Origin of the sequence: Micromonospora sp. NPDC047738 (genome assembly GCF_040642675.1) — a bacterium.
GTDB lineage: Bacteria > Actinomycetota > Actinomycetes > Mycobacteriales > Micromonosporaceae > Micromonospora.
The window spans coordinates 1-15,410 of record NZ_JBEYSO010000026.1; the positions used below are offsets into that span (position 1 = coordinate 1).

12 protein-coding genes and 2 pseudogenes are annotated in these 15,410 nt (G+C 69.0%); 7 read left to right on the forward strand and 7 right to left on the reverse strand.

Annotated features, from left to right (window positions below; all coding sequences use genetic code 11):
* The first annotated feature begins 437 nt into the window (after positions 1–437).
* Positions 438–1,391, forward strand: a complete 954-nt coding sequence (locus ABZ783_RS29175; protein WP_357443690.1) for a hypothetical protein — start codon at positions 438–440, stop codon at positions 1,389–1,391.
* Positions 1,392–1,602: 211 nt separating this feature from the next.
* Here the strand turns inward: ABZ783_RS29175 and ABZ783_RS29180 are convergent, their stop codons facing one another.
* On the reverse strand, positions 1,603–1,761 hold the full coding sequence (locus tag ABZ783_RS29180; RefSeq protein ID WP_357443692.1) for a hypothetical protein: 159 nt from the start codon (positions 1,759–1,761) through the stop codon (positions 1,603–1,605).
* A gap of 453 nt (positions 1,762–2,214) precedes the next feature.
* On the reverse strand, positions 2,215–5,526 hold the full coding sequence (locus ABZ783_RS29185; RefSeq protein WP_357443694.1) for a hypothetical protein: 3,312 nt from the start codon (positions 5,524–5,526) through the stop codon (positions 2,215–2,217).
* Positions 5,527–6,124: 598 nt separating this feature from the next.
* Here ABZ783_RS29185 and ABZ783_RS29190 point away from each other — a divergent pair.
* Complete coding sequence (locus ABZ783_RS29190) at positions 6,125–6,934, forward strand: aminoglycoside phosphotransferase family protein (protein ID WP_357443696.1); 810 nt, start codon at positions 6,125–6,127, stop codon at positions 6,932–6,934.
* Between the two features lie 211 nt (positions 6,935–7,145).
* Positions 7,146–7,976 (forward strand): hypothetical protein, encoded by an 831-nt coding sequence (locus ABZ783_RS29195; RefSeq protein ID WP_357443697.1) that lies wholly within the window; start codon positions 7,146–7,148, stop codon positions 7,974–7,976.
* 361 nt (positions 7,977–8,337) lie between these two features.
* Here the strand turns inward: ABZ783_RS29195 and ABZ783_RS29200 are convergent.
* Positions 8,338–8,532: pseudogene (locus ABZ783_RS29200) on the reverse strand (ISL3 family transposase); the annotation flags it as partial.
* Between the two features lie 26 nt (positions 8,533–8,558).
* On the reverse strand, positions 8,559–9,269 hold the full coding sequence (locus tag ABZ783_RS29205; RefSeq protein WP_357443699.1) for a DUF4333 domain-containing protein: 711 nt from the start codon (positions 9,267–9,269) through the stop codon (positions 8,559–8,561).
* Here ABZ783_RS29205 and ABZ783_RS29210 point away from each other — a divergent pair.
* Positions 9,213–9,458 (forward strand): transposase, encoded by a 246-nt coding sequence (locus ABZ783_RS29210; protein ID WP_357443844.1) that lies wholly within the window; start codon positions 9,213–9,215, stop codon positions 9,456–9,458. The two genes, ABZ783_RS29205 and ABZ783_RS29210, sit on opposite strands and share 57 nt — an antisense overlap.
* Here ABZ783_RS29210 and ABZ783_RS29215 read toward each other — a convergent pair.
* Positions 9,375–10,028, reverse strand: a pseudogene (locus ABZ783_RS29215) (TetR/AcrR family transcriptional regulator); the annotation flags it as partial. The gene ABZ783_RS29210 and the pseudogene ABZ783_RS29215 sit on opposite strands and share 84 nt — an antisense overlap.
* 71 nt (positions 10,029–10,099) lie before the next feature.
* Between ABZ783_RS29215 and pdhA the strand changes: the two are divergent.
* From pdhA to ABZ783_RS29230, 3 genes are read left to right on the forward strand one after another with little or no spacing between them, the layout of a single operon-like run.
* Entirely contained in the window at positions 10,100–11,203 is a 1,104-nt protein-coding gene (pdhA, locus tag ABZ783_RS29220) for a pyruvate dehydrogenase (acetyl-transferring) E1 component subunit alpha (RefSeq protein ID WP_357443700.1), read from the forward strand.
* Positions 11,200–12,198: an alpha-ketoacid dehydrogenase subunit beta gene (locus tag ABZ783_RS29225; RefSeq protein ID WP_357443702.1), complete on the forward strand. Its 999-nt coding sequence runs from the start codon at positions 11,200–11,202 to the stop codon at positions 12,196–12,198. The genes pdhA and ABZ783_RS29225 overlap by 4 nt, the downstream gene beginning before the upstream one ends.
* Positions 12,199–12,209: 11 nt before the next feature.
* Entirely contained in the window at positions 12,210–13,499 is a 1,290-nt protein-coding gene (locus tag ABZ783_RS29230) for a dihydrolipoamide acetyltransferase family protein (RefSeq protein WP_357443704.1), read from the forward strand.
* Between the two features lie 139 nt (positions 13,500–13,638).
* Here the strand turns inward: ABZ783_RS29230 and ABZ783_RS29235 are convergent, their stop codons facing one another.
* Together ABZ783_RS29235 and ABZ783_RS29240 are read right to left on the reverse strand one after the other, a co-directional pair.
* Positions 13,639–14,865 carry a sigma-70 family RNA polymerase sigma factor gene (locus ABZ783_RS29235; RefSeq protein ID WP_357443705.1) on the reverse strand — a complete coding sequence of 409 codons (1,227 nt, stop codon included), beginning with the start codon at positions 14,863–14,865 and terminating at the stop codon, positions 13,639–13,641.
* A 43-nt stretch (positions 14,866–14,908) separates the two neighbouring features.
* A complete protein-coding gene (locus tag ABZ783_RS29240; RefSeq protein WP_357443707.1) occupies positions 14,909–15,280 on the reverse strand; it encodes a YciI family protein in 372 nt (123 codons plus the stop codon).
* Between the last annotated feature and the right edge of the window lie 130 nt (positions 15,281–15,410).

Consider the following 15,410-nt stretch of genomic DNA (forward strand, 5'->3'; position numbering starts at 1 on the left):
CGCTTCACCACCTCACCCACGCCTCACACCCTACCAACCGTCCATGTAAGACGATCACTGAGGGGAGGGGCGGCGTTTCCTCCCGGCCGTAAACGACCGGGTTTCCACGCCCCAATACCGATGATATGCACGGGGCCCATTCGCGATCGCACGATCGCGGTCGGCCCTGGTCGGCTTTCACTGCATATCGGCGCTTCGCCACATAGGACGCGGATCCGACCTGGCGCACGTACGCACGCCGCGTCGAGGCGACAACCAGGGTGACGGCGTTGGGGACTGTCTTCGGCAAGACCGCGCGTTCGAGTGCCGCCGCTCCGTCCGTCACACTCGGTAACACCCGGTCGGCCGCAGACGAGGACACCGGCGCCGTCGTGCTGCGATGCCGAGGACGTCGGTCCATTACGGGGCGGGCTGACCGGCATGGCTACCATCCCCTTGTGATCGAGGACTTGATCAGGAGGACGGCCGCCGAAGAGGACGATGCGATCGAGGAGTTGTGCGCGATCGCGGACACCGATCCGCGGCGGTTGACTCCGCACCACGGCCTCCTGCTGGATCTCGACGTGTTGTGGCCGGGGAAGTTGTACCGGGCGGCAGGTGCCGACGTGGTCCGCCGGGTCATCGACCAGATCGACGGTGGGCGGACGCCGGACCGGCTCAACCACCTGCTCCTTGTCCTGGCACACAGTGCTCACCCGCTCGCCGAGAGCGCCATGCGTCGCTGGTCGACCCAGCCGCCGCCCGGCGTGGACAAGCTGCACGTCGGCCCGCTGCGCTACGCGCAGGAGGGCGGTTGGGTGGTCGGCCCGGACGGCAACCGACGTGACCTGTGCGGTGAGACCGCGTACCGGTGGGTCATGCGTGAGACATCGCGACGCGTAGAGCGTTCCCACTGTCCGTGGTGCGCATCGCCGCTCTGGACTGCCGCGGACCTCGACACCGCAGACCCCGCCACCGGTGCCGCCATGGCCCACACGGGCTGGTCCGGCCGGTTGGTGATCGAGACCTGCCACTTCTGCGCCTGCTATACGACGCTGTACAGCCGGGTCACACCTGCCGGTGCCGCTGCCTGGTGGGCCGGTAACACCCGCCCCAGCTACCTACCGGATGCGGCCGAACCGGAGGACCCGCCGGCGCTGCTGCCGGTCCCAGGACCGGCTCTGCCCAGCCCCTACCAGGCCAGCGCCTGGAATCGGGGAGGCTCGACCCTGGGCGGCAGGCCCGACTGGATCCAGGACGCCGAGCACGCCGACTGCCCCGGCTGCGGACAACCGATGGACTACGTGGGCTTGATCGGCGGCGCAGACTTGGACGAGTTCGGCGAGGGTGCCTACTACCTGCACCTGCACCAGCCGTGCGGGTTCGCCGCAGTGAACTACCAGCAGAGCTGACCGCCGCAACGGCTGTCGCCGGAAGCTGCCGGGTACCACGCCGCAAGTTGCAGCATTGCCACCGAACCATGGCGGCTCTGCTTCATCAGGCATGAAGACGAGTTCGTCCGAGTTCCTCGTCGGACAAACACGGTTTTCGGCAACGGCCGGGCGCTGCGGCACCTGGGACATCACGCTCCGTTCGGCTCGGGCGGCATGAGCGAGCACCCGATCAAGAGGTCTCGCCGCCAGTGGGGCCGGCGGCGGTCCTGGCGAGGCGGCGGGCGAGGTGGCCGAAGGCGTCGACAAGCTCGGCGGGGCCGACAACCTCGATCTCGGTGCCGAACCGGGCGATGGCGGTGGCGATGCCGATGCGCCGCAAGCCGGTCACGGACCGCCGGTGCTCACGACAAGGCCCAGATCGGCGGTGATTACGGAGCAGGCATGACTGACTTCGGACGACCAACAAGACTCCTCGATGACCACCTCAACTGTCATCCCCGTCCTGCTACCCCTAGCCCGGGGCGTGCTACACCAACCGCATCAAGCCGGGCATCGGGCGACTTGCCGGGGCCCTGAGTAGACGGCCCGAACGGTCGGCAAGGTGACGGTGGGGAACGCACGAATCTGCCGCGAGGTGCCCGCAGCCAGGCGGCGAGAGGATCAGTTGGCCGGCGGGGGCCCGCCCCACCACCCGAGGCGGACAGTCGCTCGCCCCACAGCGAGGATCCACAACGGTGCATCCCGGTGAACGCTGGGGATACCGCACCAGTGAGGCTCCGCCTCGGAGCGCCGAGTAGGTCAGTTGAGCTGCACAAACAGACGTCTGGTACCAAGCGGTCGATCATGGGCGCAGCCAGAGTGCCGGCTCGCGTGTGAAGCGGCCGGTGGCAGTGTCGCGCAGGAGCGCGATGCCGTCGACAGTCACCGGTTCGTCGGACTCGCCGCCCTCGCCGCCCTCGCCCTTCATTTCATCCGGAGCGCTGCCGTGGAGCGCAGTGGTCGAATCATGCGCGTCGCCGTTCGTTTGGTTCAGGGGCGCGGGGGCGGGCCGCAGCAGGTGGCGAGTGGGGAATCCGCGAAGTTCGTTCTGGTGTACGGCGCAGCTCACCTCGATGGTGTCGCCAGCGGTGAGTCGGAGTAGTCGGCTGGCACGTGGACCCAGCACCACCGGCTCGACGGTGGCACCGTCCTTGCCCGTTATGGTCACCCGTCCGCTGGCGAGCGGCTCGACCCGCACCCCCTCGGCCTGGAGCCACTCGGCAAAAGCCAGTACGCAGTAGCGCTCGAGCGCCTGGTCGGTCGGCTCGCCGTTCGGATGCAGATCGCCCGGCTGCACTACGACCTGGGTCCATACCCGCGGAGGCGCCTCCGGCGGCGCGGTACCTTTGCCGGCCGCCGCTGCTTCCGAGCGGACCAGCAGCCGTTCGACGTTTTCCGCCGTGCAGTACGCCGAGAGTTCCAACCCATTCAGAAGATCGAGAAGTCGCCGAGCGTACTGAGCGGGGGCGGCTTTTCCGGCGGATTCGGCGGCGTCCTGGGTCTCGCTGATCTGGCGCTTCTGCCATGTGTGCAGGTGCCCGTCGAACTCCAATGCCTGGTCGCGCTGAAAGCCGAGCCACTGCATCGCCCGTACGAACTCGCTGTCCGGCACGAGGCTCTTCGGGCGGTTCTGTCGGCCCACCTTCTCGATGAACGAGTCCGGCCACGGGATGCAGAACCGGTAGAGGCAGATGAGCCGGGGCAGCACGTACTCATGTAGTTGGCGGGGACGCTCGGTGAGTAACAGGCCGTGGATTCCCCAGTGCTCGATTCGCCGGGCCAGTGCCTTTATGTCGGAACGGACCCGGTCCTGCCGCCGCACCTTCATCGGAGCCGCCCGATCCCACAGGTCGGCGAAGCGCCCGGCCAGGGCGTTGTCGAGCTCGGCCCAGCGCTGCCGGTTCTTCGGGGCGTCCTCGGGTTTGGCTGGCTGGCGCCGCACGCTGCCGAGGAAATCCTCGAGACTGTCGGTCGAGGCGTCCCTCAGGAAGTGCCACACCCCGTGGCCGTCGCGCATGACAAGCCGGCGGCGTGACCCGTCATAGAGTTGGCGAAACTGTCGAGAGCTCAGCCGACCCGAGGACCTGAACCTGACCCAGACGTACAGCGCTACGCCTAGGACGGCGAATCCGCAGGCAAGGCTGAATAGGGCTGCCTCGTTGGCGTGCCGGGCCAGCAGCCCCAGTGCCTGGTCATGCAGCCAGCGCAGCCAGTTGGCATCCGCCGGCGCGCTGGGGGTCGGCGTGGCGCCCTGCGGGGTTTTCATGTCCGTCGTGGCGTCCAGTACCGTCACCAGGCTGACCAGTCCCACCGCGAGGCTGATCACCACGCCGCCTTTCTGGATCACGTCCGCCTCGCGGACTCGCCGCTCGTCGAAGGCGGAGGTGATCGCGGCCACGAGGTCGTCGTACCGAGACTTGACCCAGGAGGATTGCTCGACGATTTCCGCGCCGTGCTGGCGTACCCGGGCGAACAGTCCGGTCTCGGTGATCGCTCCGCGCAGTCCGCGCACACTCCGCCCGTGCAACTCGGTGAGTTTCGCGTCGAAGTCGTCCTGCAACCGCTCGGCCGCCGCGTCGATGTCGGCACTGGAGGCCCGCGTCAGTGCGCGCAGATGGCCGAGGTCGGCTACGCCTTGGAGCAGGATCTGGTGCAGCAATTGCACCGCGCGGTGTGCTTCGTTGAGTGTTCGGCCGCGCCGCATCGGCAGGTGGGTCGAGAGCGCGTCCCACAGAAACGCGCCGCGTTCAGCCATCGCGGTGTAGACCTGAAGATGGTTTTTCCAGATTTCCAGGTCGCGCCCCACCGTGTACAGCTCGCTGCCGCTTTTTGCCTCGAGTTCACTGAGGGCGATGACGATCCCCGCCGCGTTCTCCTCCTGACGTCGGATGGCGGCCGCCTGCCGGTCCGAGTCCCGCTGGCCTTCGGCGTCACGGGCCGGGTAGCCGTTGCGGGACGGCAGGATCAGGTAGTGCGGAGTGTAGGTCTCGTCCTCCCGCCGGAACCGGCGCAGCACCATGAAGTCGCCGTTGATCACGGCGCGGCTCACCACGGAGTCCCGAGCGGTGCCCGTCAGAAGCAGCTCGCGCGCGAGCCGATCACCGACCCGGTCACTCTGCTCCAGATAGCGGTAGGCGTCGCTGCGCAGAGACGCCGGGACGGCCACCCAGAATGTCGGTAAGTCGTACTGCCAATCGAAGATCCGGAACTGGACCGGCAGGAGTTGCGCGGCGAGCAGCCGCTGCAGGCTCTCGCCGACCCGCAGCAGATAGCCGCGGTAGGCGGGTAGCTGCTCGGCGGGGATCTGCACGTCCTGCGCGGCGTTCACCGCCAGCAGCTCCTCAGGGGCGTGCCGACGGCTACGGGGCAGCGACGTCCATACCGAGATGCTGGCTCGGCACAGCGGCCGCTCGACAAGGTAGGAAAAGGAGATGTCGACGACCGCATACAGGGGTCGGTCCGGGTCCGCCGGATCGCGCAGCGACTGCAGCCGTCGCGGCTCCAGAAATACTTGATGCCGCAGCTCGGCTAGCTGGTCACGGGCCGTTCGGTTTTTGTCCAATGCGGCCAGACACCCCTGCCGCACCTCGTCTACCAGCTCGGTCATCAGTGACCGGCCCGCTTCACTGTCGGCACGTTGGTAGTCGACGGCATCGTCTCCATCGTGGACCCGTCCCAACCAGGCCGCGCCGTCCGGCACCCCGTCCGTGCGGAGGAGGGCGTCGAGTAGGCGACGGTGCGCGGCGAAGTCCACGCCGCCTGGTTCGGTGGTGAGACTGTCCGGGGAGCAGTTGGGGTCCCGCCGCAGCAGCTCCACTTCTGGGATGCGCCAGGCCGAGGTACGAACCATGATCAGACGGTTGAGCGCACCGTGTCGCTCGCGGCCCGTCCGCGGCTCCGAGCGTTCCTGCCGTCGCGAGCCGCCGTCCCCACCCCCAGAGGCCTCCACCGTCACGGGCGCGTCCGCTGGTGTGACCGCTGGTGCCGGCTCAGGTGCCGGCCGTGGCGACGGGACTTCGCCCAGCACCACCGAATCAGTGGGGACAGCTTGGGCCGGCTCGACGATCTCTCCATGCTGGTAAGGCTTTCCCACATTACCCTCCGGCATCGTCACCTACCCCCACGGTAAGCGGCTCCATCGACACCGGACGAGATCCGCTCGGACGATTGCTGGGGGACCGTCCGGCGGCGTGCGCACGACCTTCTCGCGAACGGCTGGGCAAATTCGTCGGACCGAGGTCCAACCGGGCTGGCACCCTCATCTGCCACAGCGCGAAGCTGAGGCGTACCTGTCGGTGGTGGACCTGATCCGCGACGCCGAGGACGTGGCACGCTCACCTACGACATCGGTGCCGGCCTCGCCGCCCAGTCGGTGCGGTACGCACCGGCCAGGGCGGGTACCGGCAGCGCGACGTCGAGGAGGGCAATCGCAGCGGGAATCTGGCGGCGTCGGCGGCGAGCAGGGTGCGGCGGCGGGGGAGTTTGTCGGCGTACTCACCAATGGGAATGGCGAAAATGAGGAAGGGGAGCGTCTGCGCGGCTTTGATCACACCCAGCTCGCCGGGCGAGGCGTGTAGCACGGAACACGCCAGGATCGGCACCGCCACCACCGAGTGCGCTGCCCGGCGCGCTGAGCGTGTCCCCGGTCCAGAACGGCGCGAAGCGGCGATGTCCCCAGACCCCGTCCGCACCCGCCATGCCAAACAGAACCGGTGGCGTCCCGCCACCCGCAAAATCCGGCGACATCGACGGCCATCCCCGCCAGGATGGCCGGTATGGAAGCGGTTGAGGTCGTCGTCGCCCACAGCCAGCGTGCGACGCTGCGCGTCGGCGACGTGTTCCTGAAGGTCGACGGCGACCCGGCGCACGCCGACGTCGAGGTGCGGGCGATGGCCATGGCGCCGATTCCGACCCCGGCGATCCTCTGGCGCGAGCCGCCGGTGCTCGCGATCGCCGCCGTGCCCGGCAGGGCGCTCGGCCTCCTCGGCGAACCGTCGGCCGCGTCGGCGGCGGCATGGGCTGCGGCGGGTGCCGCCATACGGAGGCTGCACGATGCGCCGTTGCCGCCGTGGCCGGGGCCCAGGCTCGACGACGTGGCGGCGGAGCTCGACAGCGAGTGCGCGTGGCTGCTCGCCAACGCCGGTCTGCCCGCCGAGGTGATCCGGCGCAACCGCGAGATCGCCGAGGCCGCGCTCCGGCCGTGGAAACCGGTGTTCATCCACGGCGACCTGCAGATCACCCACGTGTTCGTCGACGGCGACGAGGTCACCGGCGTCATCGACTGGTCCGAGGCCGCCCCCGGCGACGCCATGTTCGACCTGGCCACCCTGACGCTCGGGCACGAGGAACGCTTGGAGGACCTGCTTGCTGGCTACGGTGACGGCGCGGACCGGGACGTGATCCGCGCCTGGTGGTCACTGCGCAGTCTGGTGGCGTCGCGCTGGCTGATCGAGCACGGCTTCGATCCGGACGCGCCGGGGTGCGAATTCGACGTGCTCAGATCCCGGATGCAGGAACCCTAGGGTCTGTATCAAGCTGAGCCACGCCGCAGCGGCCTCAGCTTTGATACCGACCCTAGCCGGGTAGGCGTGCAAGCGACGCGACTGCAATGACCGTGTTTCTCGATGCTCTGGTCGCACACGACGAGGCCGCCCGCGTCGGGTTGTCGGCAAACTTGGCCTGTGGCCCCGGTTTTCCGCCAACCTGACACGGGTGTCGAGAGTGGGGTGAGCTGTGAGTCGTGTATCCGGTGCGGCGGTCCGGACAGCCGGTGTCCGGATCGCGGCAGTCGTCTTCGCGCTGACGTGGCTGGTCTTTCCCGGGTTCGGCCTGCCCGACCTGGTGGTGACGTGGGACCCGGCCTGGGCGGTGGCGCTGGAGGCCGGCTGGGGACTGCTGTTCACCGTGTTCGTCGCGGCGGCCTTCGTCCGGATCGCCGCGCGGCCTCGGCGGTCAGCACCCGCCGTGGTGCAGTTGCTGTGCGTCGCGGCGGCCCTCGCGGTCTCCGCCGCCGCCTCCCTTGAATGGGCCTTGGTGCTCGTTGCCGTGGCCGTGGCCGGGGAGGCGCTCGTCGTGGCGTTCGCGCCCGGGCGGGAGTCGCTCACGACGGGCGGTGTCCGGGTGGACCGGCCGCTGGTGGCCCTGGCCGGGCTCGCCGCGCTGCCCTGGCTGGCGTACGCCCACAGGATGTACGCGGCGAACCGGGCGGGGCTGCCCGAAGACGTCACTATCGGGATCGACCACTACGCCGTGCAGGGCGCGGTGGGCCTCGTCCTCGTGGTGCTGAGCGGGACGGCGGCGTGCTGGGTGCGGGGCCGGCGGTTCGTCGGGGCCGGGGTCGGGCTTGTGGCCGCGTATCTCGGTCTCGTCTGCCTCGTCTGGCCCGGCACGCCCGGCGGGTTCGGGCCGGTCTGGTCGGCGCTGAGCATGGCCTGGGGCATCGCCTTCGGCACACTCGCCGCCGTCCGCAGCGCGGGTCCTGGCACGACCCGAGGCGCCGGCCGGGAGGGTTTCCGCGGTTGTCGGCCCAGTTTGGGCAGGTCGGAGTCGGCGCAGCGGGCGTAGGAGCGGTGCAGCAGCCGGTGGACGTGTTCGCGGTCGGGCTGGGTGCGGGCGGTGGCGGGCAGGTCGAGAAGGTCCTCTTCGCGTTCCAGGCAGTCAGGATCGGGGCGCCGATGGCCGTGGGGCAGGGCGTCGAGGGTGTCGACCAGGCGGTCGACGTGCTTGCCGTGCGGGCGGCGGAGCGGGTGCGGCCGGCGTCGGCGACCGCCGCCCCGGCCGCCTCACGCAACCGCGTGGTGAGCCGGGAACGGGCGGGTACCTGGGCGACCTGCTCGGTGAACGACGTGCGTGGGCGAGCGGCCGTCGGGCAGTACCAGCGGCGTTTCCGCCAACGCAGCCGTACCGGCCGGCCACCCACCGGCAGATCCCGCGGCCGGGTCGTGGCCCACTGCTTCACCCGAGCCGCCCGCTGCCCACACCCCGGGCAGCATCGTGCCTGCTCATCGCCGGTCGACAGGTCCACCACCGGGACGCCCTCGGCGTCCAGCTCGACCCGCTCCACCACCAGGCCGTCCAGGCCCAACAGCCGGGTCGTATCGTTGACCATGCTCGTCCCCATGGCTCAGATCGGGGCAGGTCAGGGCTTCACCACTTCACATGGAGTTTGCCCTGGTCGTTGACCACTTCGACCTCCGCGTCCGCCACGTGGTTGCCCACCATGCATGTGCAGGTGAACCTGGTTCCCGCCTTGACCACCACGGAACCAGGGCACGACAGCACCTTTACCGGCTCATCCCGAATGCCCTGGATGTTGGTGGCCACTGCCTGCTGCACCGCCGCCTGGTCCAGCACCCGCTCTGGTCTGATGGTGACGACCTCGTCGGCGCTCAGCACCTTGACCGTCACCACCACCGCACAGGCGGCGACCACAACCGAGGAGATCGCCACCACGGCACGTGCCAGGTTCCCTTGATCAGCCACGCGAACAGATCTATCCAGACGGACAGAGGTTGACAAGGTTCCTTGGTCAGCGGCCCTCACCCCCGAGGAACAGGACGCGCCGGCGCCATCTCCAGTGATCACATAGGTGAGGTACAACGAGAACAGCCACCTCGGGCCGACATCCATGACGCGCCGCACGGCGCCGGGGCAGCCATTTGTCGGCGTACGACTTTGGGTGCCCAGGTAGGTACGGCTGAACGCGTACCTATCTGAGCATCCGAACTCGTACGCCAACGCCATTCCTGGTGGCTGCTGGGCAACCGCCGCCGCTGCTACGCCCGCTGCGCCGCCTCCGACCTGGCCGAACTCCACCGGCTCGCCACTACGATCGAAACCTGGTGGCCACAGATCCACGCATTCCTGCATACCGGCATCACCAACGCCGGCTCAGAAGGCACCAACCGCGTCATCAAGTTAGGGCCGTGCGTTCTCGGCGATTCCGAGGATGCGGAGCACCGTGTCGGCGTGTCTGCGAGCCTGGGCGCGGGTGGGCGGTGGGGTCAGCCCGAGCAGGCGACGGCGGTGGTGCTCGCCGAGCAGTAGGCCGAAGATCGCTTCTGCCTGCTCTTCTGGTGAGCTGTCCGGTGGTCGGGGAACGTCGGCGACGCGGGTGGCGAGGAGTTGGATGTAGCCGCGGGGTCCGCTGGTGTAGAAGCGTTCGGCCAAGTCGGGAAACTGAACGGCCTCCGCGATCATCAAGCGGTGTAGTCCGATCGCCTCATCGGAGTGCAGGGTGAAGACGAGCCGTGCGCCGAGCTCTGCGAGCGACTCGTCCCGGCCGGTGAGATCGGTGAGGGCGGCAGTGCGGAAGCGCTCGATGGCTGCGGTGAACACTTCCGCCTTGTCGCCGAAGTAGGTGTAGATCGTTCTCTTGGTCACGCGGGCGGACGCCGCTAGCTCATCGATCGAGGCCTGGCCGTAGCCCTTGGACACGAACAAGGTGACCGCGGCGTCGAGTATCTGGTCGCGGCGTCGTTCGCGCTCCTGGGCGGTGGGGCGGCCGCGTTTGCGTGGTGTCGTCTCACCTTGTGCCATGTTGCGTCCCTCACTCGTGTGGTCGCGGTGGGCGACCGTGGCCTCCACCCACCCTATAATGACACGTGATCGTTTCATTCTGTCCGTGGGGCCTCTTCCCCCCGGCGGTCACCTCGGCTTCAGAAGAGCCCCAAGCGAGGAGATGCCACATGCCCACCCGGAAGTCCGCCTCACCCAAGCAGCAGAGGCGGTCGCGTCCGACGCGGGAGGGTTCGTTTCCCGCCGTTGAACGGTTGCAGGAGTTCTATCGACAGATGGTGCTCATCCGCCGTTTCGAGGAGCGCGCCGCGCGGTCGTACACGCAAGCCGAGATCGGCGGATACTGCCACCTCAACCTCGGTGAAGAGGCGACGGTCGTCGGTCTGATGTCGGCGCTCGAGCCGACGGACTACCTGTTCACGAACTATCGCGAGCACGGCTACGCGCTCGCTCGCGGTATCGCACCGGGACGGGTGATGGCGGAGCTGTACGGTCGCAGCGGCGGCGTCTCGAAGGGGTGGGGCGGGTCGATGCACCTGTTCGACGCGCAGGCGCGCCTGCTCGGCGGTTACGGCATCGTCGGCGGCCAGATCCCCCTCGCCACGGGCGCGGCTCTCGCGATCGACTACCGCGGCGGGGCGGACGCGGTGGTCTGCCTCATGGGAGACGGGACCACCAACATCGGCGCCTTCCACGAGTCCCTCAACATCGCCGCCCTCTGGGGCCTGCCGATCGTGTACGTCGTCGTCAACAACGGGCTCGGCATGGGCACCACGGTGGAGAAGGCTTCGGGCGAGCCCGAGCTGTACAAGAGAGCCACGTCCTACCGGATGGCCTCCGCCCGTGTCGACGGCACGGACCCTCTCACCGTGCGCGAGGCCATGCTCACGGCGTTGACCAGCGCCCGGGAGGGCAAACCGTTCCTGCTCGAAACGATGAGCCCGCGCCTGAAGGGTCACTCGGTGGTCGACCCGGCGAAGTACCGCACCAAGGAGGAAGCGGAGGCGCTGCAGGCAGCCGACCCGGTCGCCGCGTTCGCTGTCCGCCTGCACGAGCAGGGTCTGCTCGATGACGAGGCGATCGCGACGATCGACGAGGAGGCGATGCGCACCGTCGTCGAAGCCGTGACATTCGCGGAGCAAAGCCCGCACCCCTCGGTCGACACCCTCTTCGACTACACCTACGCCACACCGGTACCGAACGACTCCCGCCGGCTGCCAGGTGAACCGCTCTTCGAACCGGCGCCCTTGCCCCAGATCGGAGCACCCGCATGAGCATCATGACCTACCGCCAGGCCGTGCACGACACTCTCCGCGACGAGATGCGCCGCGACGAGAACGTGCTGCTGATCGGCGAGGAGATCGGCGTGTTTGAGGGCTCCTACAAGATCACGGCAGGGATGCTCGCCGAGTTCGGCGAGAAGCGCGTGCGCGACACCCCGATCGCCGAGGAAGGGTTCACCGGCGCAGCGATCGGCGCCGCCATGCTCGGCCTGCGCCCCGTCGTGGAGATCATGACGATCAACTTCTCCCTGCTCGCCCTCGACCAGATCGTCAACCACGCCGCGAAGATCTACGGCATGTTCGGCGGCCAGGCCCGCGTGCCGCTCGTGATCCGCACCCCCGGCGGCGGCGGGCAGCAGCTCGGCGCGACCCACTCCCAGAACATCGAGCTGTACTACGCGTTCGTGCCCGGCATGAAAGTCGTCGCCCCCTCCACCCCCGCCGACGCGAAGGCACTGCTCCTGGCCGCGATCCGCGACGACGACCCGGTCCTGTTCCTGGAGAACCTCGCCCTGTACAACACCAAAGGCGACGTACCCGACGACGACACCCCCGCCGAGATCGGCCGCGCCGCCGTCACCCGCCCCGGCTCTGACATCACGGTCGTCGCCTATTCACGCATGGCCGCCGTCGCCCTGGAAGTCGCCGAGAAGCTCGCCGAAACCGACGGGATCGACGTCGAGGTGGTCGACCTGCGCAGCCTCCGCCCGCTCGACCGCGACACCGTGATCGCCTCGGTACGCAAGACCCACTGCGCCGTCGTCCTCGAAGACGACTGGCTCACCTACGGCATCGGCGCCGAGATCGCCGCCACCATCTCCGACGGCGCCTTCGACTGGCTCGACGCCCCTGTGCGCCGCGTCGCCATGGCCGAAGTGCCCCTGCCCTACTCCAAGCCGCTCGAAACCGCGGCCCTGCCCTCCGCGGACGACGTCACCACCGCCATCCGCCAGACCCTCGTCGCCGTGGCACGACGCGCCGAGTAAGGAGCCGTTCCGTGATCGACATCCTCATGCCCCGCCTCTCCGACACCATGGAAGAAGGCGCCATCGCCACCTGGCACAAGAAGCCGGGCGAGAAGGTCGAGGTCGGCGACATCCTCGTCGAGATCGAGACCGACAAAGCCATCATGGAGTACGAGGCATACGAGGCGGGCACCCTGCACGACATCCTCGTCCCCGCAGGAGAACGCGCCGCCATCGGCACCGTGATCGGTCGCCTCGACGACGGCCTCGGGCACCCGTCGAGCCCACCGGAAGAACCCGCCACCGAGACCACACCGGCACCCACCGCACCACCGAACCTGCCGGCCGACACAACCCGTCAGCCCGCAGCACCAGGGGCGCAGGCGCTCCCACCGCAGTCCGAGACGCAGCCACGCGTTCCCCACAAACGGCTGTTCGCGACCCCGCTCGTGCGCCGACTCGCGCGTGAGAATGCGATAGACCTCGATGAGATCACCGGATCCGGACCCGGCGGGCGGATCGTCCGCGCTGACATCCAGGAAGCCCTCACCGCACGAGAACAACGCCCCGCCGACTCACCACAAGCGACAGCAGCAGAACCCGCAGAACCCGGCGACAGCAGACACAGCACGGCGATCCCCTTCGACTCCACACGACAGGTCATCAGCCGACGGCTGACCGAAAGCAGCAACTCCGCACCACACTTCTACGTCACCGCCGTCGCAGACGTCGAAGAACTCCTCCAACTACGGGCCACCATCAACAGCCACCTCGACGACCTCGGACGCGGCACAGTCAGCGTCAACGACCTCATCGTCCGTGCCGGCGCCCTCGCACTGAGGCAACACCCCGGACTCAACGCCTCATACTCACCCGAAGGCCGCGGCCAGACCCTGATCCACGAACGCGTCAACATCGGCATCGCCGTCTCGTCACCGACAGGACTCGTCGTACCGGTGATCCACGACGCCGACCAGAAGACTCTCTCCCAGATCGCCGCCGACTCACAACGACTCTCCCACGCCGCGCGAGACCGCAAGCTCACCGGGCCGGACATGGCACACGGCACCTTCACCATCAGCAACCTCGGCATGTACGGAGTCGAGCAATTCACCGCGATCATCAACCCACCCGAAGGAGCCATCCTCGCCGTCGGCGCCGCCCTCCCCGAACCCGTCGCGGCAGGCGACACCGTAGCCATCCACCGACGCATCCGATACACACTCTCCGCCGACCACCGAATCATCGACGGCGCCCTCGCCGCCCAATTCCTCACCACCCTCACCAACCTGCTCGAACGACCTATGGCCCTGCTCGCCTGAACCCGCACCAGAGCCCCCCTGCCCGGCCACCAAGCGGCCATGTCTCCGCCGAGGCCGGGCAGGGACACCAGAGGCAACAGTGGCCTCTTCGAGAGTGCGAGATACGTGCGGCCGGCCGGCCGGGGCCGAGCCGGAGAAGTCAGCCCAGCGTGGCCGCCTTGCGCAGCAGCACCGAGCGTTCGCGCTGGTTGGCGCACAGCCGGGCCGCCAGCTCCAGCTCGGCGCGCGCTTCCCATCGCCGACCGAGCCGGGCCAGCAGCTCACCGCGCACGGTCGGAACCAGATGCGAACCGGGGAGCCGGTCCGAGGCGATCAGCTCGTCCACGATGGCCAGGGCTTGCGCCGGGCCCGAGGCCATGGCAACGGCGACGGCCCGGTTGAGCTCGACCACCGGCGAGGGCGCGACCCGGCCGAGTGCCTCGTAGAGCACGACGATCCGGTCCCAGTCGGTTGCCTCGACCGAGGGCGCCGACGCGTGGGTGGCGGCGATCGCGGCCTGCAGGCCGTAGGGGCCGAGGCCGCGAGCCGAAGCCCTGGCCAGCGCGGCCAGCCCACGGCGGATCGCCGAGACGTCCCACCGCCGCCGGTCCTGGTCCTCGAGCAGGATCGGCGAGCCGTCCAGGCCCGCCCGGGCCGGGAAACGCGCGGCCGTCAGCTCGCACAACGCGAGCAGACCGTGCACCTCCGGCTCCGTCGGTTGCAGCGCGGCCAGCGTGCGGGCCAGCCGGATCGCCTCGTACGCGACGTCGGGGCGCAGCAGCCGGTCGCCCGACGTGGCCGTCGACCCCTCGGTGAAGATCACGTAGATGACGGTGAGCACACCGCCCAGCCGCTCCCGGCGCTCGTCGGCCGGCGGCAGTTCGAACGGCACCCCGGCCGCCGCGATCGTCTTCTTGCCCCGGGTGATCCGGGCCTGCACGGTCGGCACGGATACGAGGAACGCACGGGCGATCTCCTCGCTGGACAAGCCGCCGACCACGCGCAGTGTCAGCGCCACCCGGGCCTCGGGGGAGAGCACCGGGTGGCAGCTGATGAACATCAACGCAAGCACGTCGTCATCGATCCTGTCGGGATCGATTTCCTCGTCAACCGACGAATTGACCGCCAAGTCAGCCGCCAGCAGGGCGTATCGGTCCTGCAGGGCGGCCCGGCGGCGGATGGCGTCGATCGCCCGCCGCCGGGCCGTGGCCATCAGCCAGCCGGCCGGATTCGCCGGAGAGGCGAGCGGCCACGACACCAACGCCTCGGCCACCGCCTCCTGGGCCGCGTCCTCAGCCAGCCCGAAATCGCCGGTGAACCGGGTCAGCGCGGCGACGATCCGCGCCGACTCGATCCGCCAGACGGCCTCGACATCGGCCGTACCCATCAGATCTGGCCGTTGCTCTCGCGCCCGGCCCCGTCCTTGATGATCACTCGCGGACCTGCGGGACCTCGTCGCTCCCGGGCACCCGCCGGATCTCGATCTTGGACCCGTGGGCCGCCGGGACCCGCTTGGCCCACTCGACCGCCTCCTGTTTCGAGGCGACGTCGAGCAGGAAGAAGCCCCCGAACAGTTCCTTGGTCTCGCCGTACGGCCCGTCCGTGACCACCGGGACCTCGCCGCTGAAGTCCACCACGACGCCCTGGCCCGGATCGTCCAGCCCTTCCGCCGCGAGGAGAACGCCGGCCTTGATCATCTCCTCGATGAACTGGCGGGTCGTGGCCATCATCTCGTCGATGTTGCTCATCATGGCCGCGTTCGACTCGTCGGTGCCCCGCATGATCAGCAGGTACTTCGGCATCGCGTTCTCCTCGTCCGGCGGGGCCGCCTCTCGGCCCTCGCACCCTAACGTCGAACGAGTGGCCCGCGGATCGACACGGCCCCGGAGAAATCTCTCGCCGCGACGCAGCCGACCCCGCCGACCTCGCCGA